This window comes from Mesorhizobium sp. B2-4-15, from assembly GCF_006658505.1.
Classification (GTDB): domain Bacteria; phylum Pseudomonadota; class Alphaproteobacteria; order Rhizobiales; family Rhizobiaceae; genus Mesorhizobium.
Genome location: NZ_VFUZ01000004.1, coordinates 220,685 through 243,856, shown reverse-complemented (window position 1 = coordinate 243,856; position 23,172 = coordinate 220,685). Strand labels below are relative to the sequence as shown.

Genomic DNA, 23,172 nt, shown 5'->3' with positions numbered 1-23,172 from the left:
CGTGGCCTCCGAAGCACCGCCATTCTGGTGGGAAAAGCCGGACTGGAAAGTCCTGGCACTGGCGCCGCTCTCGGCCGTCTATGCACTGGTTGCCGGCCGCGGCATGCGACGGGCCCGGCGCGAGAAGATCGACGCGCCGGTTCTGTGTATCGGCAATTTCACTGTCGGCGGAACCGGCAAGACGCCGGTCGCCATCGCGCTCGCCGAACAGGCCAAGCGCATGCATCTGAAGCCTGGTTTCCTGTCGCGCGGCCATGGCGGCTCCTTTGCCGAGCCGCATGTCGTCGATGCCAGTCACGACAGCGCCAAGCATGTCGGTGACGAGCCGTTGCTCCTGGCCGAACACGCCCCCGTCGCGGTAACGCCGAACCGCGCGGCCGGCGCCCGGTTGCTGCTGGAAAGGCACGGCTGCGATTTCCTGATCATGGATGATGGTTTTCAGAGCGCGCGCATCCACATCGACTATGCGCTGGTAGTGGTCGATGCCCGCTATGGGATCGGCAATGGCCGCGTCATTCCAGGCGGACCGCTTCGGGCCAACATCGTCGACCAGTTGGTCTTCACCAGTGGGCTGTTGAAGATGGGGGAGGGCACCGCGGCCGACAGGGTGGTGCGCCAGGCGGCCCGCGCTGGCCGCCCGATCTTCGAGGCTCACACGGAGCCAAGCAGCAAGGCTGGCCTTGGCGGTAAGCGGTTCCTCGCCTTCGCCGGTATCGGCCATCCCGACAAATTCTTCGACACGGTGCGTGAGGCAGGCGGCGAGGTGGTCCTCTCCAGGCCCTTTCCGGATCATCATTTTTACGCCGAGGACGAACTTGCCGAAATGGCGACGACGGCGCACGCCGAAGGTCTCGGCCTCATCACCACGGCCAAGGACGCCGCCCGGCTGGGCCACGGCGCTTCGCAGGACTTTCTCGGGCGTCTCGACGTGTTGGCAATCGAAACGGTGTTCGAGCTCGACCACGTGCCCGAGCGCATCATCGAGGAAACGCTCGATGCCTGGCGGCAGCGCAAGCTTAGAGCCTAGCCGCGCTTGCGCATCTCGGGATGCACCTCGATTTCGCGTCGCAGCGAGGCGGCGGCGTTGACGTAAGGCTCCTGCCTTGCGACGCTCCAGTATTTCAGTTCGTCCAAGGGGATATTTTCCCCGGTCACCGCGCAGCGCACAAACGAGCCGGGACTGGTGACCTGGAAATCGCCATCGAGGTAGCGAATGCGGGCTTCCTTGCCGCCCGGGCCTTCGAAACGGTTCATCATGCGGTGGTGCCGAGGTTCATGGAGATTTCATCGCCACAAATCGCCGTCCAGGTCAAGCTTGCGACAAGCCTCGGGCAATGCCGATCCGCTACCAGATGCTGGAAAAGCGCTTTTGTTGGGGGCACGATGGATATTTCTACCGCCCGCCTGGCTTCCCTGCTCAAGGAGGCGACGACGCCGCAACCCATGCCTTTGGCGAAGGCCGATCCGGTCAGGACGGCATTGGTCCGGGAATTGGTCCAGCCCCCGGTGCCCTCCCTGTTCGCGCAGCGGACGGCACCGGCGCTGTTGGCGATGCCCGCGGCGCCGGCGGCCGCCAAGTCGCAGCAGATTGCTTCGGCTGGCATCGTCGAAGCCTATATGGCGCAACTCGACGCGAGGGACGAAGCGGCGCTGGCAACGGTCGTGGCAAGGAAGGCGGCGCCTGAAGCCGAGTCGCAGCCGCGAGGCTTCTTGCCGCCTTCGGCAACGGCCAACGACAACACTCCGGCCCGAGCTGTAAGCTTGTCACTGCTGTCGCTTATCCCGCCGCAGGGACCTGTCCCGCGCAACGCCGCCCTGGATGCGCCGGCAGGCCGGCGACAGCCTGCCAATCAATCCTATGGAGCGGCGCCGAACCCTGACCGGCTGCTGGTGAAAATTGGCTTTGTTTCGATGATGGCCGCTTTGCTGGGAACCGTGATCGTCGGGTTCATCCTGCTGCTGCTTCGCTGAACTCCCGAATCGGCTGGCGCTCAGGAAAAGCTGGCCAAGCCTATCGCTCCGCTTCGATGAACGCTTCGATCTTTTCCGGCGCCAATCCGGCCTGCTGCGCGATACGGCGGGCGAGGTCGGCCGCTGCGGTGCGTGGCCGTCCCAACGGCCGGTCGAGCCAGTAGGACACCGGATTGAGTGCGGTGCGATCGTCGACCGCGGTGATGCGGCCCGACGCCAGCTGATGCACGGTCAGCGGCGGACGCGCCAGCGCGATGCCGAGCCCATAGGCGGCGGCGTCGAGCACCAGATTGTAGTCCTCGAAACGCCGGTCCTGCGGGCGCGGCCGGTAGTCCATGCCTTGCGCGGCGAACCAGGCACGCCAGCCGGAGGCGTCCGAATCGTTGATCAGTGGAAATTTGAGCAGCCGGGCCGGGTCGCCGTGACCGATCTCACGTGCCAGTTCCGGCGAGGCGACGGGGAAGACATGCTCCTCGAAAAGTTTCACCGAGACGCGGCCTGGAATGCCGCCACGGCCGCAGCGGATCGACAGGTCGATGCCTTCATCGGCAAGGTCGTTCTGGCGGATGTCGACATCGAGCACGATGCGCAGCTTGGTGGGATTGTTCTCCAGTGCCGCCATGCGCGGCATCAGCCACAGCCCGCTGACCGAGGGGATCGAGGTCAACCGCACCACCGCCGTTCCCCGCGGCTCGACCCAGCGGTCCGAATGGCTCAATATCAGGGCGAAGGCTTCCGATGTGCGCAGATGCAGCCGGTTGCCTTCGATCGTCAGCGTCACGCCGCGCGCGCCGCGATCGAAAACTTTCAGCCCCAGCCAGCCCTCGAGCTTGGCGATCTGCCGGCTGACGGCGCCATGGGTGACGTTGAGCCTTTCGGCGGCTGCCGAAAAACTGCCGGTCCGCGCCGCCGCATCGAAGGCACGCAGGGTTTCGAGCGGCACCATCGCCTCTGAGCTGTGATCCATACTCACAGGTGATCCTCGATTTGGTCGTTTGTCAACGGACTGGAAAAGGCGTTTTGTGGCTTCCAAGATGGAAGAGCATGAGGCTATGAGATGAGTGCGACGACGGGCGCGTTGAATTCGACACAGCGGATGGACACCACTGCCGCCATCGCCGTGGCGCTGACGGTGGTCGGCTGGGCATCCGCCTTTCCGGCTATTCGTGCCGGCCTCGCCGCCTTCCAGCCGCTGGAGCTTGGCGCGCTGCGCTTTGCCATCGCCGCGGTGCCGGCGGCGATCTTCCTTGCCGTCAAGCGCCCAGCGCTGCCCCGAATCGGCGAGTTGTGGCGCTTCGCCTTTGGCGGCGTCGTCTTCGTCGCGCTCTATACGGCGATGCTCAATTTCGGCGAACTGACCGTCTCCGCGGGTGCGGCCGGCTTCATCATCAATGTCAGCCCGATCTTCACCGCCATCATGGCGATGGCGCTCCTGGGCGAGCGTTTCTCCGGCATGGCCTGGGTCGGCACGGCCATTTCCTTCGCCGGCATCGGCATCATCGCCGTGGCTGACGGCCATGGCCTGCACTTCAACGCCGGCGCGCTGCTGGTGCTCGGCTCCGCGCTCTGCTCGTCCGTCAACACCATCGTCCAGAAGCCGCTTTTTGCGCACCATCATCCGCTGACCATCTCGGCCTCCAACATGGTGCTCGGCGCGCTCTGCCTGTCGCCCTTCCTGCCCGCTGCTTTCCAGCAGGCCGCCATTGCCAACACCGCTGGCCTCGGCGCCGTCATTTACCTTGGCATCGTGCCGAGCCTGATTGCCTACGCGGCCTGGGCGACGGCACTGTCGCGTCTGCCGGCGGCGCGTGCTTCGAACTTTCTCTATCTCGTCTCGCCGATGTCCGCCCTGATCGGCTTCTTCTGGCTGGGCGAAGTGCCGACGCTGCTCGGCATCCTCGGCGGCGCGCTGGCGCTCGGCGGCGTCATCGTGGTGAATTTGAAGCGCTGATGTTTCTAAGTCTTGGTGCTGTCAAAAGACGTTTTTGGTAAAAGTATTCCTATTATTATCTCCCAGTCCTTTTCTGAGAGCTTCGACGGTGCAAACACCGTAATTGGTGAAATGTGAAACAGATCGTTCCATGTCTTGGATGCGCCCCTTAAGGAAGGGAGCAATGTGCCAAGTTCGTCTATTCTTAAAATCAGCCTAGGGTCGCTGAGCGGTACGATTGTAAACGGGAGATGCCATTCATGTTCCCATACATGTCGTATGATGACGTTGTCATTTGGTTTCGATGTCACGATGAATGGTGTAGTGAGGGCTTTCGCTTCGACACAGTAAAATAACCCGAATGCCCCGGTTGGCAAAGATTTCGCCTTGCCCCGAATGGAACTATTTCCCGCTTGTTTCGCGGATACAGCCCAATAACCTGCCCCAACACCTGCCCAGAGGTTTGTCAAATTTGCTGAGGTAAAAACATATACATCCGGCATCCCAAGCTCCCTACCGACGGCAAATTGGCCGGTTCTGTCCTATCGTCTGCCAAACAAACGCTCGATATCGGCCAGCTTGAGCTCGATATAGGTCGGGCGGCCATGGTTGCAGGTCCCGGAACCCGGCGTCGCCTCCATCTGGCGCAGCAGCGCGTTCATTTCCTCGGCCTTGAGCAGCCGGCCGGAGCGCACCGAACCGTGACAGGCCATGGTCGCGGCGATCTTGTCGAGGCGTTCCTTGAGAGTGTCGACCGTGTCGTTGTCGGCAATCTCGTCGGCAAGGTCGCGCACCAGTTGCTGAACGTTGGTTTCGCCCAGCATCGACGGCGTTTCGCGCACGGTAACGGCGCCCGGGCCAAAACGCTCGATGCCGAGGCCGAAGCGGGCGAGCGTTTCGGAGTGCATGGCCAGCCTTTCGGCGTCCTCCTCCGGCAGATCGATGATCTCCGGCAGAAGCAGGATCTGCGAGGGCACCGGCCGCGAATGCAGGGCATGCTTCAGCGCTTCATAGACCAGTCGCTCATGGGCGGCGTGCTGGTCGACGATGACGAGTGAATCCCTGGTCTGGGCAACGATGTAGTTTTCATGCACCTGGGCTCGTGCCGCACCGAGCACCGTGCCAAGCAGCGTCTCTGTCGATTCGCTCTGCCCTGCGCGTGTATCGGCGCTGGCAAGCGTGCCGGTATCGAACGCCGCCTGGTCAGGTTCACCAAAGCCGCCATGCCTTGCGCTGGCGCGTTCAAAGCCCGAGCCTTCGAATTGCATGTCGAGCGGCCGCTGCGGCGAGCGCGAGGGGTCGAAGCCGGCCGGACCGGAGGCTCGGTAAGCCGCTTCGTAGCTGCGATGGCCGTTGGCCGGGCCGCCGTGATCATAGGATGCGGCACCTGGCCGGAACGCCGCCATCATGCCCGCGGCGCCGGTGGTGGCTGAGCGGATACCCGCCTCGGCTAGGGCCTGGCGAATGGCGCCGACGATCAGGCCGCGCACCAGGCCCGGATCCCGGAAGCGCACATCGGCCTTGGCCGGGTGCACATTGACGTCGACAATGGCCGGATCGAGCGACAGAAACAGCACCGTCACCGCGTGGCGGTCGCGCGGCAGGACATCGGCGAAAGCGCCGCGGATGGCGCCGGCAATCAGCTTGTCGCGCACCGGCCTGCCGTTGACATAGGCATATTGCTGCAGCGCGTTGGCGCGGGTGAAGGACGGGATCGAGACATGGCCGGTCAGATGCACGCCTTCGCGCATCGCATCGATGGCAATGGAATTGTCGGGAAAGTCGGCGCCCATCACCTGGGCGACGCGGCGCAGGCTGCCTTCCGGACTGTCGTCGGCCGCCGGCAATTCCAGCGTCGAGCGGTCGGAACCGGCCAGCGTGAACCGAACGGCGGGGAAGGCGATGGCGATGCGCTTGATCACGTCGCTGGTTGCCGAACTTTCGGCACGCTCGCCCTTCATGAACTTGAGCCTTGCCGGCGTCGCGAAAAACAGGTCGCGCACCTCGACCGTCGTGCCGCGATTGGCGGCCGCCGGCCTGACGGGCAGGACGCGGCCGCCCTCGATGCCGATTTCCGCGGCGCTGTCCCCGAAAGCCGTGCGCGACCGGATCGACAGCCGCGACACCGAGCCGATCGATGGCAGCGCTTCGCCGCGAAAGCCGAGCGAGCGGATGTCATGAATGTCCTCGGCGAGCTTGGAGGTGCAGTGACGCGCGATTGCCAATGAAAGCTCTTGTTCGGGGATACCGGAGCCGTCATCGGTGACGCGGATGAGGTTCAGCCCGCCGCCGGCGGTAACGACCTCGACGCGTGATGCGCCGGCATCGAGCGCATTCTCGACCAGCTCTTTGACCACGCTCGCCGGACGCTCGATGACTTCGCCGGCGGCGATCTGATTGATCATCGTTTCGGAAAGCTGGCGGATGGGCATGGCGCCACTATAGGCGGATTCGGCACTCATGCGAGAGGGCAGAATCTTGCGGACGGTGGATCAGTTCGCGGCGCGGATTTCGCGCACGCCCTTGTGCAGCCGTCGCCGTAGCAGATTGCGCAGCGTTACCCCGTCGCCGTAGCCGACCTTGGCAGCAATATGGTCGACGCTGTCGGACGTCGTCTTCAAGAGATGCACCGCTTGCTCGACACGGAGATCCTGGAAATAGGACAGCGGTGTCTTGCCGAGCACGTCGTTGACGCGCCGCGACAGCGTACGCTTGCTGGCGCCAAGGGCTGCGGCTGCCTCATCGAGATTGAAGCCAACCGCAAGATGCTCGCGCGCCCAGCGCTCGAAGCGCTCGACCAGCGGGTTCGAATGGGCGAGGTGGTCTGAGATGGCATAGGCTGATTGGAACGGCCGGCTGTCGACGATCAGGTATTTCGCGGTCAGCGCCGCCAGTTCCGGGCTCGTCTGCCGGACCACCATCAGAGCGAGGTCTATATGGCCGAGTGCCGCCCCGGCGGTGACGAACTGCCCGTCATTGACCAGCATGCGCGCCGCGTCGAGCCGCACTTGCGGGTAGCGCTGCCTGAACATCGGTGCCAGCCACCATGTCGTGGTTGATGGCCGCCGGTCGAGCAGGCCAGTCTCCGCCAGCACAAAGGTGCCGATACAGGCCGCACCAATGCGAGCGCCGGTTTCGGCGGCACCGCGCAAGGCTGCTACCGCGTCCGCGATATCCGGCCTGAGCAGCGCTTGCCCTAGCGGCTCAGGCATCTTCTGGCCGAGTGCTGGAATGAGCAGCCAGTCCGCCGGCTCATTGCCGAACCTAGTCACCGGCACTTGCAAGCCTTGCCCGGTAAGCACCGTGTCCCTCACACCGACAATGGTCGTGCTGAAGCGGGCGGGCGGCGCTGGCAGGAGGCCAGCCAATTCGTTGGCGGTGCCGAAAACGTCGAGCACCGTGGCGAGACCAGTATCAAAGGCACCATCGAGAACAAGCACGGAAATGTTCATGGCAAGAATGATATCAAAGAAGTCATTTTTGCCAATACGGTTTTCGCGGCATTCCTGCGACGCTGCTGTCGACGGCCAGCTCGGCCGCACGAAACACCAACTGGAGAAGTCAGATGATCAAGCTCGCTTTGTTCGCACGTTTTGAGGCCAAACCCGGCAAGGAGAAGGACGTCGCCGCATTCCTGAGCGTGGGATTGCAGATGGCCAATCAGGAAGCCAAGACGCCGATCTGGTTTGCCTTGCAGCTCTCGCCAAGCGTTTTTGGCGTCTTCGATGCCTTCCATGACGAGACTGGGCGGCAGGCGCATCTCACCGGCGAGATTGCCAAGGCGCTGATGGCCAATGCCGAAGCGCTGTTCGTCGGCCCGCCGACCATTGACAGGATCGACGTCCTTGGCCTGAAGAATGACGGTTCTGTCTGAACTGCTCAAGGGCAACGACATGCATCAAAACAAAGACTTTAAGCACCGCAATCCGGCTGCCGGGTTGCGGTGTTCGGCATCCTCACGCCTGCGCCAATAGCCAATCCCTTACCTTGCGCGCATTGTCGCTGAGCTCGCGGTTCTTCGGCCAGATGACGTAGAACGCCGTGCCCGTCTTCATCACGTGGTCCGTCACCGGCACCAGCAGCCCGGTCGACAGCAGCCGCTCGACAAGGTGGCGCCAGCCGAGCGCGATGCCTTGTCCTTCCATCACGGCCTGGATCACGATCGCATAATCATTGATGCGCAAGCCACGCTCGGCATTGCGCAGGCTGGCCCCGGCCGACTGGAACCATTCGTCCCAGTTCGGGGCCTCGCGATAGGGCTCCTCCAGGTGGATAAGGCGATGTGTCGCCAACTGCTCCACGGTCTCAGGCCGGCCGAATTTGGCGAGGTAGCTGGGGCCCGCGACCGGAAAAATCTCTTCGTCGGAGAGCGATAGCGAATGGTAGTCCGGCCAGTCGCGTGGCACGCCTCCCCGCACGGCGAGCGGAATGCCTTCGGCGATGATGTCGAGGTCGCGGTCGCCCGTCTGGATGCGAAGGTCAATGCCCGGCAATTCGTCGCGAAACCGCTGCAGGCGCGGCATCATCCAGAACGAACCGAAGGCCGTCGAGGCGGCAAGCGTCACATGGCCGCCAGTCGCCTGCAGGCGCAGGTCCTCGGCCGACTTGCGGATGTGGGAAAGGCCGAGCGAGACGTCGGCATGAAAGCGCTCGCCGGCCTCGGTCAGGCTGACCTGGCGATGGCGGCGCTGGAAGAGCTGGGCGCCAAGCTGTTCCTCCAGGCCGCGCACCGCATAGGAAACGGCAGCCTGGGTCATGCCGAGCTCGCGCCCGGCGGCGGTGAAACTCGACAACCGGCCCGCAGCCTCGAAGACGATCAGGCTGCCGGCGGAGGGCAAGAGGTGGCGCAGGCTTCGCATAAGCGCAGCTTATACAAGAGATCAGGATTTTCCAGCGTCACAGCAATATTTCACCTCGCTAAGTTGACCGGGATCGAAGGGATGGAGACCTCATGAACGCACCGGCCGCTGAATTGACCGAACCGACACACCGCCGTGGCGGCGGCCGTCTCGGGCGCAAGGCGCTCCGCAGCGCGCCGATTGCCTCTTTTCCGACCCTGGTGCGGCAGATTCCCGTCTATCAGATGGTCCCGGACGAGGCGGTGGAGCTGATCCACGAAGCGTCGCTCTCCATCCTCGAAGAGATAGGATGCGAATTCCGCGACGATGAGGCGATCGCCATGTGGAAGGCGGCCGGAGCGGACGTTTCCGAGACGCGCGTCCGCATCGACCGCGCCCTCCTGATGGAACTCGTCTCGAAGGTCCCGTCGGAGTTCACGCTCAATGCGCGCAATCCGGAGCGCACGGTGCGCGTCGGCGGCAACAACTCGATCTTCGTGCCGATGTATGGCGCACCCTATGTGCGCGACCTCGACAACGTAAGGCGCTACGGCACGCTGGCCGACCTCAACAACTTCCACAAGCTCGCCTACATGGCGCCGGCGCTGCACTCTTCGAGCTCGATCATCTGCGAGCCGATGGAAATTCCGGTGCCGAAGCGCCACCTCCATATCATCCATTCGGCGCTGAAGCACTCCGACAAGCCGTTCATGGGCATCGTGACGTCAAAGGATCGCGCCGAAGACACGATGGCGATGGCCGGCATCGTGTTCGGCGAGGACTTTGTCCGCGACAACCCGGTGCTGGTATCGATCACAAACTGCAACTCGCCGCTGGTGTGGGACGCCACCATGCTGGACGCCATGAAGGTCTATGCACGTCACAACCAGCCGCTGATTCTCGCGCCCTTCGCCCTTTGCGGCGCCTCGACCTCGGCTTCCGCCGTCGGCGCGGTGGCGCAGGTCAATGCGGAAGCGCTTGCTGGCGTTGCGTTCACCCAGCTGCTGCGTCCGGGTTCGCCGCAGATCTACGGGCAGTTCATGGTGACGGTGGACATGAAGACCGGCGCTCCGATGGGCGGCACGCCGGAGGCGGCGCAGATGATGTATCTGATGGGAGCCCTGGCACGGAAGTACCGGCTGCCGTGGCGCACGTCTGGCTTCCATGTCGGGTCGAAGCTGAACGATGCCCAGGCGGGCTACGAGGCGAACATGCTCATGCATGCCGCCATCCTTGCCGGCGCCAACTACATCTGGCACTCGGCTGGATGGCTCGAGGCTGGTCTCGCCTGCGGCTATTCGAAATTCGCCACAGACTGCGAGCAACTCGTCGGCTGGTACAAATATGCCGGCGGGCTCTCCTTCGACGACTTCAAGGACGCGATGGCTGCGATCCGCGAGGTGGGGCCGCAGGGTCATTTCCTCGGCACCCAGCACACGCTTGACCATTTCGAGCGGGCTTTCTTCATGCCCAGCATCATGGACTTCAATTCGTACGAACAATGGAATGCCGAAGGGGCAAAAGACCACGACGCACGTGGCCGTGAGAAAGCGCGCAACATGCTGGCCGACTACGAGGAGCCGAAGCTCGATGAGGGTATCGCCGAGGGTCTCGCGGATTTGATCGCGCAGCGCGAGGAGAAACTGCCGGACAGCGTTAGTTGATGGAACGGGCGAAGACCCGACGGAACCAATGGGAGAAGAAAAATGACACTCTACAGAAGCAATGGTGATCGTGTTCCAGCCGTTATCGAGGCGATGGCTGAAGAGACGCGCGCGGGTCGTATGGACCGGCGCGAGTTCCTGGCGCTGGCGAGCGCCTTCGGCGCATCGACGGCCGTGGCCTACGGCATGATCGGCCTTGCGGTGCCCCGGCAGGCTTTGGCCGAGGAACCGAAGAAGGGCGGAACGCTGCATGTCTCGATGTCGGTGAAGGCGCAGAAGGATCCGCGCACTTACGACTGGGTGGAAATGGCAAACATCACCCGCAGTTGGCTGGAACCGCTTGTCCGCTATACCAGACAGTTCACCTTCGAACCTGTCCTGCTCGAAAGCTGGGACATCAATGACGACGCCACCGAATACACGCTGCATCTGCGCAAGGGCGTGACCTGGAACAATGGCGATACCTTCAACGCCGATGACGTGGTCTTCAACCTGACGCGCTGGTGCGAGAAGGGTGCTGCCGGTAATTCCATGGCCGCACGCGTCGGCGCGCTGATCGATGCCAAAACCGGCAAGGCCAGGGACGGCGCCATCACAAAGGTCGACGACAACACCGTCAAGCTGAAGCTCAGCGAACCCGACATCGCGATCATTCCAAACTTCACCGACTATCCGGCGCTTGTGGTCCACCGCAATTTCGATGCCGACGGCGCCGATCCGATCAAGAAGCCGATCGGCACTGGACCTTTTGAGCTGGTGTCCTACGCGGTTGGCACGAAGGCGGTCGTCAAGCGCCGCGAGAATGGCAAGTGGTGGGGCGGCGAGGCGCCGCTCGACGGTGTCGAATTCATCGACTACGGCACCGACTTCAACGCTTCGGTGAACGCCTTCGACTCCGGCGAGATCGACCTCAATTTCGAGACGCCCTCCGATTTCATCGACATCCTCGACAAGATGGGGCTGGTAAAATCGGAGGTCGCGACGGCGACCACGCTGGTTGCCAGGACCAACATCACGCACAAGCCGTATGACGACCAAAAGGTGCGCAACGCGCTGCAGATGGCCGTCGACAACAATGCCGTGCTCGAGCTCGGCTATAACGGGCGAGGCACGGTCGGTGAGAACCACCATGTCAGCCCGATCCACCCGGAATACTATCCGCTGCCCAAGAAGACCCGCGACGCCGCCGGCGCCAAGAAGCTGATGGCCGAAGCTGGGCAGGCTGACTTCGAGCATGAACTGATCACCGTTGAGGACGACTGGCAAAAGGCCACGGGCGACGCGATCGCCGGACAATTGCGTGATGCAGGCATCAAGGTGAAGCGCACGGTGCTGCCCGGCTCGACCTTCTGGAACGACTGGACGAAATACCCGTACTCCATGACGATCTGGTACATGCGTCCGCTCGGCGTCCAGGTGCTGGCGCTCGGCTATCGCACCGGTGAGGCCTGGAATGAGACGGCGTACTCCAACCCTGAGTTCGATGCCAAGCTCAAGCAGGCGCTCTCGGTGATCGATGTCGCCAAGCGCAAAGAGGTGATGAAGGATGTCGAGCAGATCCTGCAGGATTCCGGCGTCATCATTCAGCCCTTCTGGCAGAAGCTCTACAGCCACATGAACAAGAAGGTGAAGAACTACGGCGTTCACCAGACCTTCGAGATGGATCTCCAGAACGTCTGGCTGGACACGTAATTCCCGAGGCTTGGCCACAGGCTGTGCCGGCACCCTCCAAGGTGCCGGCGTTTCCCGTCTGGAGCATCGTGCGCGAGCCGTCGGCACCAGGCCAGTGTGCGGTCGCGCGTCGCAGGAGAGTGAGCGCATGTCTGAGCGGGTCTTCAAGCGTCTTTTCGAGCCGGCAAAATTGCGTGGCAAAACGCTGCGCAACCGGATCGTGTTTGGAGCGCATACCGCCAATATGGCCGAAGAGGGGCTGCCGACCGAACGCCATGTCGGCTACTACGCCGAACGCGCGATCGGCGGAGCCGGTATGATCGTGGTCGAGCCGATGCCTGTACATCAGGCCGCGGTGCTGACGCGCGGCAATTTTCGCCCCTCCGACGACAGCGTCGTTCCGCATTTTCGGAAGGTGACAGAGGCGATCCGCGGCAATGGCGCCATCGCTATCCAGCAGCTTTACCACGTCGGTCAACACGCGGACGCGGATAACTCGTTCCATGCGGGCTGGTCACCTTCAGGCTTACCGAGTTATCACGACTCCGACGGTTCGCATCGGATGTCCGAGCACCAGATTGAAGAAACGATCGACGGTTTCGTACAGGCTGCGCGCCGCTGCCGCGACGCCGGGTTCGACGGCGTCGAGGTCTGGGCCGCGTACCATTCGATGCTGGACCAGTTCTGGACCCCCTGGTCGAACCGCAGGGACGACCGATGGGGCGGCAGCCTTCAAAACCGGACCCGGATGAGCCGCGAAGTGATGACGCGCATTCGCAAGGAATGCGGCGACGACTTCATCATAGGTCTCGCAATCAACGACGAGCCGGAAGTCGAAGTGGCGCTGAGGCGCGAAGCACTGGCCGAGATCATCGACCTGCACGACCGCGACGCGTTGATGGATTACGTCACCTGCGGGACCGGTTCCTACTTCGATTTCTACAAGATCATGCCGACCTTCCTCTATCCGGAAAAGCTCGGCGCTGACCTTGCGGCGGTGCTCAAATCGACGGTGAGCCACGCGTTGATCACCGCCGAGAGCCACATCCGTACTCCTGAGAACGCCGAGAGCGTGCTGAGTGAAGGCCGCGCTGACCTTGTCTCCATTGTGCGCGGGCAGATCGCCGATCCGCATCTTGCCGCAAAGGCGGCCGCCGGACGGCACGAGGACATCCGCGGGTGCCTGTCCTGCAACCAGATGTGCTGGGGTCGACGCAGCCGCGACTATTGGATCAGCTGCGTGATCAATCCGTCGGCGGGGCGAGAGTGGGAGTGGGGCGGCGACCGCTTCACCGCAGCCGTTCGGCCGAAACACGTGTTTGTCGTTGGCGGCGGCCCAGCCGGCCTCGAAGCGGCGCGTGTGGCAGCCGAGCGCGGTCACCGTGTCACGCTGGCCGAGGCATCGGATCGCCTCGGGGGCCAATTCCGACTTGCCGGCCTGCAGCCGCGCCGGGCGCAGATCCTGGACCTCATCGACTGGTACCAGCGTCAGCTCAGCCAGCTTCAGGTGGACGTTCGGTACAGTCAGTATGTCGAAGCCGACGATGTCGAGCGCGAAGGCGCGGATCACGTCATTGTCGCGACCGGCTCCATGCCTCCAGACGGCGCTTTCCAGCGGGCACTGCCGCAGTGGGACGGCATTCCAGGTGGCGGCCCGGTTCTCTCTGCCGAAGCAGTGATGGCCAGAGAAGCAAGACCAGGGAAAAATGTGGTTGTCCTGGACGATGGCGGCAACTGGAAAGGGTGTGGCACCGCCTGGAAACTCGCCGAGGATGGGCACAATGTGACGATCGTGACTCCTGACGCCTTGGTCGGCAAGGAACTCCAGCGAATGGCCGCGGATGCGCCACTGCGTCGGGCACTCGCCGGGCTGAAGGTCAAGTTTGTGACCGAGAGCGCCATCATGCACTGGGACGGCGGGGTGGCGAGGGTCGCTTCGCTGCTCGACGGGACCGAGCAAGAGGTCGAGGCCGACGCATTGGTCTTCGCCGCCACCAGCATGGCGCAGGACGGCCTGTCCATCGAGCTCGAAAAGCGCGGAATTGCGCACACCTCTATCGGCGATTGCACCGCCTCCAGACAGGCCGCATTTGCCATTCATGACGGGCGCAAGGTGGCGCTTGGTCTTTGACGGTCGCGAAAGGCGCCAGACCAGGCAAGCATGAACGGGGCTAACGTCTGAATGCGTATCCAGTCAATCAAAGTCTATCAGGTGCTTCTGCCCGTCAAAGGTGGTGCCTACCGGATGGCCAGCGATACCGTGCGGAACTTGGACGGCACGCTGGTTGAAGTGACCACCGAGGACGGACTGTCGGGCTGGGGGGAGACTTGCCCGATCGGTCCTGTTTATCAGCCTCAGCATGCGCTTGGCGCGAGGGCGGCAATTGCCGAAATGGCGCCTGGCCTCGTCGGCGAGGACACTTCGTCCATGCGCCGCCTCGCCAAAAGAATGGACGAGCGGCTGAACGGTCACAACTATGCGAAGGCGGCCCTGGATATAGCTCTCCTCGACCTCGCCGGCCAACGGTTGGGCGTTCCGGTTTCAACACTTCTTGGCGGTGCGCTCACCGATCGCGTGCCGTCTTATTATTCGACGATCGTCGGTGCTCCCGACGAGACCGCGCGTATTGCCCTCGACAAGGTCAAGGCCGGCTACCCACGGCTTCAGATCAAGATCGGCGGGCGGGATCTCGAACAGGACGTCGCCACGGTGCACAAAGTATGGGAGGCGGTCGGCTTCAAGGCCCGGATCGCCGTCGACGCCAATCGCGGGCTGACCGCTGCCGCGGCGCTGCACATCGATCGGCTTTGCCAGGCAATTCCATTCGTGTTCGAACAGCCCTGCAACACCATGGAGGAAGTCGCTGGTCTCAAAGGACGCGTTACCCATCCGATCTATCTCGATGAGAACACCGAGGATTTGAATGCCGTGCTGCGGGCGGTTAGTTCAGGCATCGCGGATGGTTTCGGACTGAAAGTCACGCGCCTTGGTGGTCTCACCAAGATGGTCACGGTTCGCGATCTCTGTGCGATACGATCGCTTCCGCACAGCTGCGACGACGCCTGGGGCGGGGATATCATCGCTGCGGCATGCGTGCACCTTGCCGCTACGGTCGAGCCGAGACGTTTTGAGGGAGCCTGGATCGCGCAGGAGTACATCGAAGGACATACCGATCCCGCAAACCCGATCGTGATCGAGAACGGGCATATACGCGTCCCGCAGATGCCAGGGCTCGGTGTCAAGCCTGAGCGCTCCCAACTCAACGAGCCGATCGCGACTTTCGGAGACTGAGGATCGAATGATGTGGTCCGTGCAAGCAGACGAGCCGCCCGAAGGCTTCATGAGCCGCAAAAAAGCCGGTATGCACGATGCGTGGTATTTGATTGCCGTCCGCAGCCAAACATTCGGGGAAATCCATGAAACTGCTGCTCGCTGCCATCCTGTTGATTGCCGCACCCGCCGCCGCTTGGGCTGGTCCGGCGTCCGACGCTGTGAAGTTCTTCTATGTTCCGCAGGTCAAGTTCGAGGCCGACGCACAATACCGGGATCACTTCACCGAGCCGGTGACGAAACTGTTCAATCTCAACGACCAGGCGACCAAGAAGAATTCGGACCAGGTCGCCTGCATCGACTTCGACCCAGGTCTGGATGCGCAGGATTTCGACCAGAAGACCATCTCAAAGACCCTGAAACTGTCCGAGACGGTGGATGGCGACACGGCGCAGGTGGTGGCGAATTTCAGCCTCTTTTCAGAAGGAGACGATTCACAGCGCGAAATGCATTGGTCGCTGAAGAAGGTCGATGGCAAGTGGAAGGTATCGGACATCGCTTCCAGGACCAGCGACTGGACACTGAGCCAACTCGAATGCATGACGGGCCAAGATCAGGAGTGATGCGATGGCCCGTCGTTCGATCCTGGCGGTGTCGGCCATGTGCCTGTTGGCGGGTTTGAACGGCGCCGCTGCCCAGGGGTTGCTCGGCGCGCCGCCGGCAAACGCGCCGGCCGGGACAGTGCCGGGCGACAGCGGTTCGCCGCCGGCGAATGCGCCCGGCGGAGCCGCGGAGCCTGCAACGCCACCAACTGCCGGCGGGCCTCCGGCTCCCATCCAGCCAGGATCGCCGACGGCGGTGGTGAGGCCGTTCTACGATCAAGTCGGCCTGGAGATCGATCCGTCGCAGCGCAGCCACTTCGTGGATCCGGCGAAAACGGTGCTCGACAAGAGCGATGGGTTGCGCAAATCCGGGCAGGGCGAGTGCCTCGACCCCAACATGGCGCTCGACAATGCCGATTACGACAAGGACGAGATCGACAAGAGCCTGAAGACACTCGAGGCGATCAATGGCGATCAGGCCAAGGTCATCGTCGCCTTCGTCGTGGCCGGCAACCCGCACCGCCTCGAATGGAAGTTCAAGAAGGTCGGCGGCGAATGGAAGATATCGGACCTTTTGTCGGTGACCGGCGAATGGGCGCTCAGCCAATATCAATGCGAATGACGGTCGAACTAGCCGCGCCCGCGATAGGGGGCCACGCCGGTCTCCGGCAGCCAGGCGCCTTCCGGCGGAGCGCCGGTTTGCCAGAAGACGTCGATCGGGATGCCGCCGCGCGGGAACCAGTAGCCGCCGATGCGCAGCCACAGCGGCTTGGTCGCCGCCACGATGCGCCGGCCGATCATGACGGTGCAGTCTTCATGGAAGGCGCCATGGTTGCGAAACGAGGTCATGAACAGCTTCAGAGACTTCGATTCCACCAGCGCCGCGTCGGGCGCGTAGTCGATGACGATATGGGCGAAATCCGGCTGCCCGGTGACCGGGCACAGCGAGGTGAATTCCGGGCAGGTAAAGCGCACGATGGCGGGCGGTCCGTCACCGCGCGTAAACGGCACGGTCTCCAGGACCGCTTGTTCGGGGCTCTGTGGCGTCTCGACATGCGCCCCGAGCTGGGTGAGGGTTTTGGTATCGATCATGAGTGGCTCCTTGGTGTTGGCCGCTGGAAATTCCACGGCGGCGAACACGAAACAAAGGTCGAAAAAGCCCCGCATCCATTTGGCTGCGGCGCATTTGGGCGCTCATTAGCACAATTTGAAACGGCAGGAAGACGATGACCAGCAACGATCCGCTTCTCCAACCCTACCAGCTCAAACATCTGACGCTGAAGAACCGGGTGATGTCGACCAGCCACGAGCCGGCCTATTCCGAGGACGGCATGCCGAAAGAACGCTACCGGCTCTATCATGCCGAAAAGGCTAAGGGCGGCATGGCGCTGACCATGACCGCCGGCTCGGCCATCGTCTCGCGCGACAGCCCTGCCGCCTTCGGCAATCTGCATGTCTATGACGACCGGATCGTGCCGTGGCTCAGCGAACTCGCGGATGCCTGCCACGAACATGATTGCAAGGTGATGATCCAGATCACCCATCTCGGCCGCCGCACCGGCTGGAACAAGGCCGACTGGCTGCCGGTGCTCTCGGCCTCGCCGGTGCGCGAGCCCGCACACCGTGCCTTCCCCAAGACCATCGAGGACTGGGACATCGAGCGCATCGTCGCCGACTATGCGTCCGCCGCCCAGCGCTGCCAGGCCGCGGGCCTCGACGGCATAGAGTTCGAGTCCTATGGCCATCTTATGGATGGTTTCTGGTCGCCGGCCACCAACCATCGCGACGATGAGTTCGGCGGCTCGCTCGACAACCGGCTGCGCTTCACCGACATGGTGCTGGACGCGGTACGGGCGGCGGTGGGCGACAAATTCGTCGTCGGCATCCGCATGGTCGCCGACGAGGATTTCGAGAAAGGCCTGTCCAAGGAGGAGGGTATCGAGATCGCCAGGCGGCTGGCCGGTTCGGGCAAGGTCGATTTCCTCAACATCATCCGCGGCTCGATCGAGACCGATGCCGCCTTGACGAAGGTCATCCCGGTGACCGGCATGCGGTCTTCGCCGCATCTCGATTTCGCCGGTGAGGTGAGGGCGGCGACAAAGTTCCCGACCTTCCACGCGGCGCGCATTTCCGATGTCGCCACGGCGCGCCACGCGATTGCCACCGGCAAGCTCGACATGGTCGGCATGACCCGAGCACATATCGCCGATCCGCACATCATCAGGAAGGTGATGGAAGGCCGCGAACATGAGATCCGCCCATGTGTGGGCGCCACCTATTGTCTCGACCGGATCTATGAGGGCGGCGAGGCGCTGTGCGTCCACAATGCAGCGACCGGCCGCGAGGCCGATGTCCCCCACATCATCGTCAAGACGGGCGGGCCGAGCAAGAAAGTCGTTGTCGTCGGCGCCGGTGCCGGCGGGCTGGAGGCGGCGCGCGTCGCGGCCGAGCGCGGCCATCAAGTCACGGTCCTGGAGGCGTCGTCACAAGCGGGCGGCCAGGTGCGGCTGGCGACGCAGAATCCGCGCCGCAAGGAGCTGATCGGCATCATCGACTGGCGGCTGGCTGAACTCGACCGGCTCGGCGTCGAAATCCGCTACGATACCTGGGCGGAGAAGGACGACGTTCTGGCGCTGGCGCCAGATGTAGTCGTTATCGCCACCGGCGGCCTGCCCCAGAACCCGCCGCTGACGGCGGGCGACAATCTCGTTACGTCGAGCTGGGACATCATGGCCGGCAGCGTCAAGCCGGCCGAAAATGTGCTGCTCTATGACGACAATGGCGGCCATCAGGGCATGGGCGCGGCCGAACTGATCGCCAACAGCGGCTCAAGGCTGGAACTTGTTTCGCCGGAACGCTTCTTCGCGCCGGAAATGGGCGGCATGAACCATGTGCCGTATATGCGCGCCTTCCAGGAAAGGGGTGTCACAGTCACCATCAACACGCGCCTGCGTTCAGTGCGGCGCGAGGGCAATCAACTGGTCGCGGAACTCGCTTCGGATTTTGCCGATGGCTGGCGCGGGGAACGCAGGGTCGACCAGGTGGTGGTCGAGCACGGCACGGCGCCGCTCGACGATCTTTATCTCTCATTGAAACCGCTAGCGAAGAACGGCGGCGCGGTCGACTATGAGCGCCTGGTCAAGGGCGGCGACATCTTTCCTGAGCGCAATCCGCAAGGTTCTTTTGTGCTGTTCCGTATCGGCGACGCCGTCGCCTCGCGCAACATCCACGCTGCAATTTATGACGGGATCCGGTTCGGCCTGCGGATCTGATCCGCGGCCCGCCTAATGCATGCCGCCCAAAGTGACCTCGGTTTTGGAGAACGACATGCATAAAAACAAGGAATCCAAAGCGCGTCACATGAATCCATTTCGACGCGACGCGCTTAGATCGGCATGTTGAACGGCGTGATGATCTGGATATTGGACGCGCCCGGCGCGACCGATTTCGGCAGCGCGCCCTGTGCCCGCATGATGTGGACGCAGGCCGTGCGCATATCTTGCCGGAGATCGTGATACAGCACGGCCGAGATGCGTCGGCTTCGCAGCAATTCGAGATTGTCGGCGTCGAGATCATGACCGATGAACACCCGGCAGGGCCGTTTCAGTTCGGCGAATGCCTGCACGATCGAGGCGTTTCCGCCGCCGATGGAATATACGGCTGCGATGTTGGGATTGTTTGTCAGTGCGGTGCGGATCAGTTCGCCCGTCGCCCGATCAATGCCGTGTCCTTCGCTGACGTCGACGATCCCGAGGTCGGGAAAGTGTTCGCGCAAGGCGCGGCGAAAGCCGATTTCGCGCTCCTCCTCGCCCCGGAAGCGGTTGCTGCTCAAGGTGACGAGGACATCGGCTCGTCGTCCGCCAAGCCATGCACCGATCAGATAGGCAGCCGTTTCGCCGGCGGCGCGGTTGTCGACGCCGACATAGGCCAGCCGTCGGCTGTTCGGCAGATCGGTGACCAGCGTCACGACGGGTATTCCTGACCGGACTACCCGGTCCACCACGGCGGTTACGTCAGGAACATCAGGCGCTTTGAGGAAAATACCGTTCGTGCCGCGACGGGCAATCGCGTCGAGCAAGGAGACGGTGTTCGCCACCGCACGCACTTCTACAAGGTGGTGGCGTGCCCGGAAGACGGCCGGGCGGAGCCCCGGCATCTCGGCTTCCAGCGCCGCGCGCACAGCCTCGGTGAAGCGCACCGGAGCTTCCATAACAAGATCGAGAATGAATTTGCGGCCCGACAAGCCGAGTTGCGAGCGTTGCGTTTCTAGCTCGCGGATCGCCTGCTCGATGCGCCGGACGGTGTGCTGACGCACGCCGCCGCGTCCATGCAGGACACGGTCGACCGTGGCGATGCTGACGCCCGCCTGCTGGGCGATGTCCTTCACCAGGAATGGATGCGACATCAGCCGTCTCAGTCAGTCTTGAGGTGTTTTTGAGGTGTTTCAGCCGTATGCCACCTCTCAGTCAAAGCTATACTTGCGCCATCTAATCGAAACAAGACCATAGGGAGGATGCCGTGAAGGCCGACAACTTTGCCAAGCTCAGATCCGATCGCGTCTGGCTTACCGCCGATATGTGCAGCATCGGTGACTTTGCCGCGTCGACGCAAAGGACGACTAACCTCGCGGATTATCCGTTTGCCTCCGATGCTCAGAAAAATGTCCTGATCTATGACGGTGCGGCGGTTCGCGCCGCCGCCGGCGATCCGGCCCGGCGCAAGGCGCTGCTGGCCGAGTGGGTCGAGGCGATGACGGACGGCCCGGGTGTGGTCGTGTTCCGCGGAGCCTTCGAGGATGTGGCGCCGATCGATGCCGCCACGGACGCCTTCAACGCCATCATTGCGGAGGAGCACGCGGCCGGAGCGGGCGGTGGCGATCATTTTGCCAAGCCCGGCGCGAACGACCGGGTGTGGAATGCGCTTGAAAAGCTTTGCCTGCGCGATCCCGCGACTTTTGCCGCCTACTATGGCAACGACATCATCGCGCTGATATCGGAAGCGTGGCTTGGGCCAGCCTATCAGCTTACATCCCAGGTGAACAATGTCAGGCCGGGCGGCGCATCGCAGTCGGCGCACCGGGACTATCATCTCGGCTTCCAGACCGCATCGGTCATTGAGCGCTATCCGGTGCATGTCCATCGGATTTCGCCCGTGCTGACGCTGCAGGGCGCGATCACGCATTGCGACATGCCGGTGGAAAGCGGCCCCACGCTTTACCTGCCCTATTCTCAGACCTACCTGCCCGGATATCTGGCGATGAGCCGGCCCGAGTTTCAGGCCTATTTCAACGAGCATCATGTTCAGTTGCCGCTGAAGAAGGGGGATGCGGCCTTCTTCAATCCGGCCCTGTTCCATGCCGCCGGCACCAACCGATCCGTTGATATCCAGCGCATGGCGAACCTGTTGCAGGTGTCGTCGGCCTATGGCCGCGCCATGGAGAGCGTGGACCGGACCCGCATGAGCGCGGCCCTTTATCCCGTTCTGCAACGCATGCTGGGCGATGGCTGCCTCACCAGGCAAGCGGCTGACAATGCCATAGCCGCTTCGGTGGAAGGCTATTCCTTCCCGACCAATCTCGATCGCGACCCGCCGCTCGGCGGCCTTGCGCCGGAAACGCAGCAGGCGCTTTTCCACCGCGCGCTGGATGCAGGATGGGAGGCTGCCGTCTTCGTGGAGGCGCTCGAGAAACAGGCGAAGAAGAAGCTGACCTGAGAAAGCGGTTGCCGTAACGATTGGTGGCGCGCGGTCGGACCTGCATACGAGAGCCCATGTAGGCCGGCCTGGCCGCGCGCCCGCACGTCATTGGCTCATCGCCGGGCAACGTGCGATCTTTGTGAGCTGCTTATGTTCAGACCACCCTGGCGATCGCCATGCACAGCACGGTGACCACCAGCAGCCATGCGGCAATGCGTTCGCCCATCGCCATTCTGGCGCGCAATCGGGTTTCGATTTCGGCATTGGCGCCTGCAAGCCGTCTGCTGGGCGCTCTGACCATGGCGCCGAGCACGCCGGCGGCGGCGAAAGCGGCCAGGATGCCGAGCGCCAACACCATTTCCATCGAGCCGAGATACGCGCCGTGGAAGAAATACCACAGCAGCGCCCCGGTCAGGAAAACCATGCCGGCCGCGCCCATCTGCGGCTGGATGAAGCGCTCCGCCTTGATCTCGGGATCGCGGGCAAGCGTGATGGTGGTGCCGGCCCAGAACACTCCGGCCATGACGTGAAGACCGATGACGACGATATAGACATATTGCATGCCGGCTCTCCTCTCTCGCCTGCTACGCCGCTATAATTAGATATCTAACTGTTAGATGTCAATGTATGATCGCGAACCTGTTCCATCCATGGGAAAACACCATCCAGAGACGGATGATTTCAGGTCGATCGATCTGAAATCTGAATCCGCCTCTAGATCAAAGAGATAGGGCATGACGTCGTCCGAAAACGCTTCACACTTTTCGGCATCATGCCCTAGTGTCCGCCAATGACACCCTTTGAACGCCCGCCTGTCGGCATGAATCTCGGCCGCACCGCTAAGCTTGTTGCACAAGCCTTCGATGCCGCTTTGGTTGAAGCGGGCGGGACCTTGCCGGTCTGGCTGACGCTGCTGTCGGTCAAGTCGAGCAAGCAGGCCAACCAGCGCGAACTCGCCGGCATGATCGGCATTCAGGGGGCGACACTGACCCATCATCTCAACGCGATGGAGACACAGGGCCTGCTGACCCGCCGCCGCGATCCCGTCAACCGTCGGGTTCATCTGGTCGAACTGACAGAGGCGGGTGAAGCGCTGTTCGAGACATTGCGGCAAGCAGCGCTCGTCTTCGACAAGCGGCTTCGCGCAGGATTGTCCGATGAACGGCTGAAGGAGTTCGCGGACATGCTGGCGTTGTTGCGTGCCAATGTCGGCGGGATGTGACGACCGCATTGTTTCGGTGAGTTGATCGTGCTATATGACTACACTAGTCATATAGGACATTGCGATGCGCGAAATTCAATTGAAGGATGCAAAGGCCACTCTTTCGGCGGTGGTTGATCAGGCCATCGCAGGAAAACCCGCAGTCATCACGCGGCACGGCCGCAAGCAGGCCGTGATCTTGTCGTTTGAGGATTATCAAAGGCTGTCACGGGTACCAAGCTTCGGGCAGTTGTTGGCGGCCTTCCCCGGCCATACAGACGATATTCCACCTCGTTCCCGCAAGCCGCTTCGCAAAGCAGTGTTGTAAAA

23 protein-coding genes are annotated in these 23,172 nt (G+C 62.8%); 14 read left to right on the top strand and 9 right to left on the bottom strand.

Annotation, left to right across the window (positions count from 1 at the left end; all coding sequences use genetic code 11):
• Nucleotide 1: 1 nt before the first annotated feature.
• A complete protein-coding gene (lpxK, locus tag FJ930_RS07245) occupies nt 2–1,027 on the top strand; it encodes a tetraacyldisaccharide 4'-kinase (RefSeq protein ID WP_141836369.1) in 1,026 nt (341 codons plus the stop codon).
• Here the strand turns inward: lpxK and FJ930_RS07240 are convergent.
• The gene (locus FJ930_RS07240; protein WP_140738304.1) at nt 1,024–1,257 is read right to left on the bottom strand and encodes a DUF2093 domain-containing protein; all 234 of its coding nucleotides are present in this window, start codon (nt 1,255–1,257) and stop codon (nt 1,024–1,026) included. The genes lpxK and FJ930_RS07240 overlap by 4 nt on opposite strands.
• Before the next feature lie 18 nt (nt 1,258–1,275).
• On the opposite strand from FJ930_RS07240, the gene FJ930_RS07235 reads away from it, so the two are divergent.
• Nucleotides 1,276–1,971, top strand: a complete 696-nt coding sequence (locus tag FJ930_RS07235) for a hypothetical protein (RefSeq protein ID WP_246676825.1) — start codon at nt 1,276–1,278, stop codon at nt 1,969–1,971.
• 40 nt (nt 1,972–2,011) lie between these two features.
• Here the strand turns inward: FJ930_RS07235 and FJ930_RS07230 are convergent, their stop codons facing one another.
• On the bottom strand, nt 2,012–2,938 hold the full coding sequence (locus tag FJ930_RS07230; protein ID WP_141836367.1) for a LysR substrate-binding domain-containing protein: 927 nt from the start codon (nt 2,936–2,938) through the stop codon (nt 2,012–2,014).
• Nucleotides 2,939–3,028: 90 nt separating this feature from the next.
• Between FJ930_RS07230 and FJ930_RS07225 the strand changes: the two genes are divergently transcribed.
• Entirely contained in the window at nt 3,029–3,922 is an 894-nt protein-coding gene (locus FJ930_RS07225) for a DMT family transporter (protein WP_141836365.1), read from the top strand.
• A gap of 5 nt (nt 3,923–3,927) precedes the next feature.
• Here FJ930_RS07225 and FJ930_RS07220 read toward each other — a convergent pair whose 3' ends face one another.
• The 3 genes from FJ930_RS07220 to FJ930_RS07210 are packed head-to-tail and all read right to left on the bottom strand — an operon-like array spanning nt 3,928 to nt 7,353.
• Nucleotides 3,928–4,404 (bottom strand): hypothetical protein, encoded by a 477-nt coding sequence (locus FJ930_RS07220; protein WP_141836363.1) that lies wholly within the window; start codon nt 4,402–4,404, stop codon nt 3,928–3,930.
• A 39-nt stretch (nt 4,405–4,443) separates the two neighbouring features.
• On the bottom strand, nt 4,444–6,333 hold the full coding sequence (gene mutL / locus FJ930_RS07215; RefSeq protein ID WP_141836531.1) for a DNA mismatch repair endonuclease MutL: 1,890 nt from the start codon (nt 6,331–6,333) through the stop codon (nt 4,444–4,446).
• 60 nt (nt 6,334–6,393) lie between these two features.
• On the bottom strand, nt 6,394–7,353 hold the full coding sequence (locus FJ930_RS07210; protein ID WP_141836361.1) for a helix-turn-helix domain-containing protein: 960 nt from the start codon (nt 7,351–7,353) through the stop codon (nt 6,394–6,396).
• 113 nt (nt 7,354–7,466) lie between these two features.
• Between FJ930_RS07210 and FJ930_RS07205 the strand changes: the two genes are divergently transcribed.
• On the top strand, nt 7,467–7,775 hold the full coding sequence (locus tag FJ930_RS07205) for an antibiotic biosynthesis monooxygenase (RefSeq protein ID WP_140738319.1): 309 nt from the start codon (nt 7,467–7,469) through the stop codon (nt 7,773–7,775).
• Nucleotides 7,776–7,857: 82 nt separating this feature from the next.
• Here FJ930_RS07205 and FJ930_RS07200 read toward each other — a convergent pair whose 3' ends face one another.
• Nucleotides 7,858–8,760 (bottom strand): LysR substrate-binding domain-containing protein, encoded by a 903-nt coding sequence (locus FJ930_RS07200; RefSeq protein ID WP_140613242.1) that lies wholly within the window; start codon nt 8,758–8,760, stop codon nt 7,858–7,860.
• A gap of 92 nt (nt 8,761–8,852) precedes the next feature.
• On the opposite strand from FJ930_RS07200, the gene FJ930_RS07195 reads away from it, so the two are divergent.
• The 6 genes from FJ930_RS07195 (at nt 8,853) to FJ930_RS07170 (ending at nt 16,569) form a co-directional block, all read left to right on the top strand.
• Nucleotides 8,853–10,403 carry a trimethylamine methyltransferase family protein gene (locus FJ930_RS07195; RefSeq protein ID WP_141836359.1) on the top strand — a complete coding sequence of 517 codons (1,551 nt, stop codon included), beginning with the start codon at nt 8,853–8,855 and terminating at the stop codon, nt 10,401–10,403.
• Nucleotides 10,404–10,445: 42 nt separating this feature from the next.
• Nucleotides 10,446–12,095: an ABC transporter substrate-binding protein gene (locus FJ930_RS07190; protein WP_141836357.1), complete on the top strand. Its 1,650-nt coding sequence runs from the start codon at nt 10,446–10,448 to the stop codon at nt 12,093–12,095.
• A 127-nt stretch (nt 12,096–12,222) separates the two neighbouring features.
• On the top strand, nt 12,223–14,205 hold the full coding sequence (locus FJ930_RS07185) for an FAD-dependent oxidoreductase (protein ID WP_141836529.1): 1,983 nt from the start codon (nt 12,223–12,225) through the stop codon (nt 14,203–14,205).
• Between the two features lie 51 nt (nt 14,206–14,256).
• The gene (locus FJ930_RS07180) at nt 14,257–15,366 is read left to right on the top strand and encodes a mandelate racemase/muconate lactonizing enzyme family protein (RefSeq protein WP_141836355.1); all 1,110 of its coding nucleotides are present in this window, start codon (nt 14,257–14,259) and stop codon (nt 15,364–15,366) included.
• A gap of 125 nt (nt 15,367–15,491) precedes the next feature.
• Nucleotides 15,492–15,968 (top strand): DUF3828 domain-containing protein, encoded by a 477-nt coding sequence (locus FJ930_RS07175; RefSeq protein ID WP_141836353.1) that lies wholly within the window; start codon nt 15,492–15,494, stop codon nt 15,966–15,968.
• A gap of 4 nt (nt 15,969–15,972) precedes the next feature.
• Nucleotides 15,973–16,569, top strand: a complete 597-nt coding sequence (locus tag FJ930_RS07170; protein WP_141836351.1) for a hypothetical protein — start codon at nt 15,973–15,975, stop codon at nt 16,567–16,569.
• 8 nt (nt 16,570–16,577) lie between these two features.
• Here the strand turns inward: FJ930_RS07170 and queF are convergent, their stop codons facing one another.
• On the bottom strand, nt 16,578–17,039 hold the full coding sequence (queF, locus tag FJ930_RS07165; protein WP_140738337.1) for a preQ(1) synthase: 462 nt from the start codon (nt 17,037–17,039) through the stop codon (nt 16,578–16,580).
• A 134-nt stretch (nt 17,040–17,173) separates the two neighbouring features.
• On the opposite strand from queF, the gene FJ930_RS07160 reads away from it, so the two are divergent.
• Nucleotides 17,174–19,219, top strand: a complete 2,046-nt coding sequence (locus FJ930_RS07160) for an NADH:flavin oxidoreductase (RefSeq protein WP_141836349.1) — start codon at nt 17,174–17,176, stop codon at nt 19,217–19,219.
• Between the two features lie 113 nt (nt 19,220–19,332).
• On the opposite strand, the gene FJ930_RS07155 is transcribed toward FJ930_RS07160, so the two are convergent.
• Complete coding sequence (locus FJ930_RS07155; protein WP_141836347.1) at nt 19,333–20,352, bottom strand: LacI family DNA-binding transcriptional regulator; 1,020 nt, start codon at nt 20,350–20,352, stop codon at nt 19,333–19,335.
• 113 nt (nt 20,353–20,465) lie between these two features.
• On the opposite strand from FJ930_RS07155, the gene FJ930_RS07150 reads away from it, so the two are divergent.
• Nucleotides 20,466–21,659 carry a phytanoyl-CoA dioxygenase family protein gene (locus tag FJ930_RS07150; RefSeq protein WP_141836344.1) on the top strand — a complete coding sequence of 398 codons (1,194 nt, stop codon included), beginning with the start codon at nt 20,466–20,468 and terminating at the stop codon, nt 21,657–21,659.
• A gap of 136 nt (nt 21,660–21,795) precedes the next feature.
• Here FJ930_RS07150 and FJ930_RS07145 read toward each other — a convergent pair whose 3' ends face one another.
• Nucleotides 21,796–22,203 carry a hypothetical protein gene (locus FJ930_RS07145; RefSeq protein ID WP_141836342.1) on the bottom strand — a complete coding sequence of 136 codons (408 nt, stop codon included), beginning with the start codon at nt 22,201–22,203 and terminating at the stop codon, nt 21,796–21,798.
• A 228-nt stretch (nt 22,204–22,431) separates the two neighbouring features.
• Between FJ930_RS07145 and FJ930_RS07135 the strand changes: the two genes are divergently transcribed.
• Nucleotides 22,432–22,863 carry a MarR family transcriptional regulator gene (locus FJ930_RS07135; protein WP_140738355.1) on the top strand — a complete coding sequence of 144 codons (432 nt, stop codon included), beginning with the start codon at nt 22,432–22,434 and terminating at the stop codon, nt 22,861–22,863.
• 64 nt (nt 22,864–22,927) lie between these two features.
• Nucleotides 22,928–23,170 carry a type II toxin-antitoxin system Phd/YefM family antitoxin gene (locus FJ930_RS07130; RefSeq protein ID WP_140738358.1) on the top strand — a complete coding sequence of 81 codons (243 nt, stop codon included), beginning with the start codon at nt 22,928–22,930 and terminating at the stop codon, nt 23,168–23,170.
• Nucleotides 23,171–23,172 lie beyond the last annotated feature (2 nt).